Source organism: Caulobacter sp. DWP3-1-3b2 (genome assembly GCF_049896325.1).
In the GTDB taxonomy this organism is placed as follows: domain Bacteria; phylum Pseudomonadota; class Alphaproteobacteria; order Caulobacterales; family Caulobacteraceae; genus Caulobacter.
Map to the genome: position 1 here is coordinate 1 of NZ_JAFCUB010000020.1, position 3,581 is coordinate 3,581.

Sequence of the window (3,581 nt, forward strand, 5' to 3'; positions counted from 1 at the left end):
GCATAGCCCCCGGGCGTTTTTGAATTCTTTCCTTCCCCATTTCGGGGAGGGAAATGGCGCCTTAGCCCTGCATCGCCTCAAGTTCCTTGCCGCGTGTCTCCTGGATCAGCTTCTGGACCAGGAAGAACGAGACCACGGCGCTCAGGGCGTAGAAGCCATAGGTCATCGGCAGGCTCTTGGCGGCCATCGACGGGAAGCTGACCGAGATGCCGAAATTGGCGATCCATTGGGCGAAGCCGGCGACGGCCAGGGCCGGGCCGCGCATCTGGTTGGGGAACATCTCGCCCAGCATGACCCACATCACCGGACCCCAGCTGAGGTTGAAGAACACCACATAGGCATTGGCCGAGACCAGGGCGATCAGGCCGGTGTCGCCCGCCAGGTGCAGGGCGCCGTTGACGGTGGTGGCGGTCGAGAAGCACCAGGTTAGCAGGCCCAGGGTCACGGCCATGCCGGCCGAGCCGATCAGCAGCAGCGGCTTGCGGCCGATCTTGTCGATCAGGCCGATGGCCAGCAGACAGGCCAGGATCGACAGGGCGCCCGACAGGATGTTGATCTTCAGGCTGTCGTCCTCGGTGAAGCCCACCGACTGCCACAGCACCGAGCCATAGTAGAAGACGATGTTGATGCCGACCAGTTGCTGGAAGACGGCCAGCACGAGACCGGCCCAGAGGATGGCGCGTACCTTGTGGGTGGTGGGGTCCAGCAGGTCCGAGAACTTCGGCTTGTGGTCTGCCGACAGCGAGGCGCGGATCTCGGCGACCTTGGCGGCGCCTTGGCCGGCCCCGAACAGGCGCGACAGGATTTTTTCGGCCTCGGCCTCCTTGCCCTTGGCCACCAGGTAGCGCGGGCTTTCCGGGATCGACAGCAGCGCGAAGAAGAAGATGGCGGCCGGAATGGTCTGCATCCAGAACATCCAGCGCCAGGCGGGCAAGCCCAGCCAGAACGGGGCGGTCGAGCTGCCGGCGGTGTGGGCCAGAATGTAGTTGGCCAGGAAGGCGCCGGTCAGGCCGGTGATGATCATGATCTGCTGCACAGACGACAGCCGGCCGCGGATATTGGCCGGCGTCACTTCGGAGATATAGACCGGGCACAGCACGCTGGCTGCGCCGACGCCCAGGCCACCGATCAGGCGAAAGATGATGAACACGGTGGAGGTGTGGGCCGCGCCCGAGCCGATGGCGCTGACCAGAAACAACAGGGCGGCGATGATCATCACCGTGCGGCGGCCCCAGACGTCGGCCAGGCGGCCGGCGGCGAAGGCGCCAAACGCGCAGCCGATCAGGATGGCCCCGACATTGAGGCCGGTGCCCAGCTTGCTGAGGCTGAAAGCCTTCTCCAGGCCTTCCTGCGTGCCGTTGATGACGCCGCTGTCGTAGCCGAACATGAAGCCGCCGATGGTGGCGACCGCGACGATGGCGGCGATGAAGGCCATGTTGACCTTGCCCCCATTGGGGCCGCCCACGGCGCTCATGCCCGGGCTTGGGCCGGCGTTGATGACTGATGCCACGGTTTCTTCCCCGATGTGGCCCGAAGGCCCGTTTGTACGCGGAGCGGTCCTTGGCGGACCGCTCATTGAGCTTGACCTTAGTGTTACCGGTATCAGCCCGCAAGCGGCGTTGGCGGCCTTTCCGTAGGGTTGGTCTTGTGCGAGCTAAGATTAGCTAATCGCGAGCCCGACCATGCGCACAGTCAACATGCACGACGCCAAGTCGCAGCTTTCCAAGTTGGTGGAGGCTGTGGAGAGCGGCGAAACCGACCAGGTGGTGATCGCGCGCAATGGCCGGCCTGCCGCGCGGCTCATCCCCATGACGACGGCGGCCAGGACGCCGGTCAGAATCGGCATCGCCAAGGGCCTGTTCGTCGCCCCGGCCGACACGTCCGCCCAGGACGCCGAGGTGGCGGCGCTGTTCCTCGATCAGCGCGATTGAGGCTGCTGCTCGACGCCCCCATCGCCTTGTGGACCCTGACCGACGATCCCCGCCTGACGCAGGCGGCGCGCGACCTGATCCTCGGCCCGGCCAATGAGATCTGCGTCAGCGCGGTGACGCTCTGGGAGATCGCCATCAAGCATGGCCTCGACCGCCAAGGTCCGGGCGCCATGCCGATCGGCGCCCATGAGGCCCAGGTGCTGTTCGCCGCCGCCGGCTATTCGCTGATCCCGATCACGCCGCAGCAGGCGGTCATCGTCGAAACCCTGCCGCGCGTCCACGCCGACCCGTTCGATCGCCTGCTGATCGCCCAGGGGCTGACGGAGGCCTTGGTCCTGCTGACCCACGACGCCGCCGTCGCGTCCTACAACACGCGCATCATCAAGGTTTGACGCCGGCGGCTTTGGCGGCGGCCTGAGTCTTCGACTTTGCTGCAGGTCGTGCGACCTACTCGCCCCATCCGGTGACAGCATGACCGCCGAAGACCATGCGGCGGATCATCGGTGACGTCAGTCCCGCGCTGAAGCTCGCGGGTGGGGCGCTCGCAGCGTTCAGGCGCGCCATCTGGGAGTCGTTGAGCACGACCTGCGTGGCGGCGATGTTTCCGGCAAGCTGCTCCAGCTTGCTCGCGCCGACGATCGTCGCGGTGACGCCGGGGCGCGCCATGACCCAGCTGAGCGCGACCTGCGCGACGGGGCGATCGAGTTCGGCCGCGACTGTCTTCAGCGTGTCGAGAACCTCCCAGTTGCGGTCGGTGAACTTGCTGTCGCCGAACGGGTTGGGGCCGCTGAGCCGGCCGGTGTTTTTGGTGTCGTCGCGGCGGTACTTGCCGGACAGGAAGCCGCCCGCCAGCGGACTCCACGGCATCACGCCCATGCCGCCTTCACGGGCGGCCGGCACATGCTCGCTTTCGACGTCGCGCGCGACAAGGGAGTATTCCACCTGGATGGCGATCGGTCCCGGCACGCGCCGTTCGGCGGCGATGGTGGCGGCTTTCATCGCCAGCCACGCGGGCATGTCGGAGAGGCCATAGTAGCGGATCTTGCCGGCCCGCACCAAGTCGCCCAGCGTCTGCACGATCTCCTCGATGGGCGTTACCCCGTCCCAGATGTGCATCCAGTAGAGGTCGACATAGTCGGTCCCCAGGCGCTTCAGCGATGCGTCGAGCGCGCGGTGAATGTTCTTCGCCCCGGCGCCGCCGGCGTTGGGGTTTCCGCCGCCGGCCTGGGTGGCGGTCAAGGGGCTCGCCGATCCGTTGAAGGCGAATTTCGTCGCCAGCACGATGTCGTCGCGCGAGCCGGCCTCCTTGATGAATTGACCCACGAGACGCTCGCTCTCGCCCCCCGAGTAGATGTCGGCGGTGTCAATGAAGTTGCCGCCCGCCGCGCGGTAGGCCTGAAAGATCTGGCGCGAGGTCGCCTCGTCGGCGCCCCAGGCGCCCGGCCCAAAGGTCATCGTGCCGAGGGCCTGGGGGCTGACGACGAGGCCGGAGCGACCCAGGGTGCGGAAGGCGGTGAGCGACATGGGGATCTGACTTTCATAGCGGTTGCTACGAAAGTCATGACTCTCTTGCATCGGCGGGGGGCAAAAAAACAAAGTGGGGGGGGTGGGAGAAGTTGTGACCCCCCCGCCCCCGCCGCGTGGGGGCCC

Annotated in this window: 4 protein-coding genes; 2 read left to right on the top strand and 2 right to left on the bottom strand. The window is 66.6% G+C overall.

Going from position 1 to position 3,581, the window contains the following annotated elements:
• Positions 1-61: 61 nt before the first annotated feature.
• Complete coding sequence (locus ACP7AG_RS13350; protein ID WP_426031393.1) at positions 62-1,510, bottom strand: sugar porter family MFS transporter; 1,449 nt, start codon at positions 1,508-1,510, stop codon at positions 62-64.
• Positions 1,511-1,682: 172 nt separating this feature from the next.
• Between ACP7AG_RS13350 and ACP7AG_RS13355 the strand changes: the two genes are divergently transcribed.
• Together ACP7AG_RS13355 and ACP7AG_RS13360 are read left to right on the top strand one after the other, a co-directional pair.
• Positions 1,683-1,931, top strand: a complete 249-nt coding sequence (locus ACP7AG_RS13355) for a type II toxin-antitoxin system Phd/YefM family antitoxin (RefSeq protein ID WP_426031395.1) — start codon at positions 1,683-1,685, stop codon at positions 1,929-1,931.
• Positions 1,928-2,323: a type II toxin-antitoxin system VapC family toxin gene (locus tag ACP7AG_RS13360; RefSeq protein WP_426031397.1), complete on the top strand. Its 396-nt coding sequence runs from the start codon at positions 1,928-1,930 to the stop codon at positions 2,321-2,323. The genes ACP7AG_RS13355 and ACP7AG_RS13360 overlap by 4 nt, the downstream gene beginning before the upstream one ends.
• 55 nt (positions 2,324-2,378) lie before the next feature.
• Here ACP7AG_RS13360 and ACP7AG_RS13365 read toward each other — a convergent pair whose 3' ends face one another.
• Complete coding sequence (locus ACP7AG_RS13365; protein ID WP_426031399.1) at positions 2,379-3,455, bottom strand: aldo/keto reductase; 1,077 nt, start codon at positions 3,453-3,455, stop codon at positions 2,379-2,381.
• Positions 3,456-3,581 lie beyond the last annotated feature (126 nt).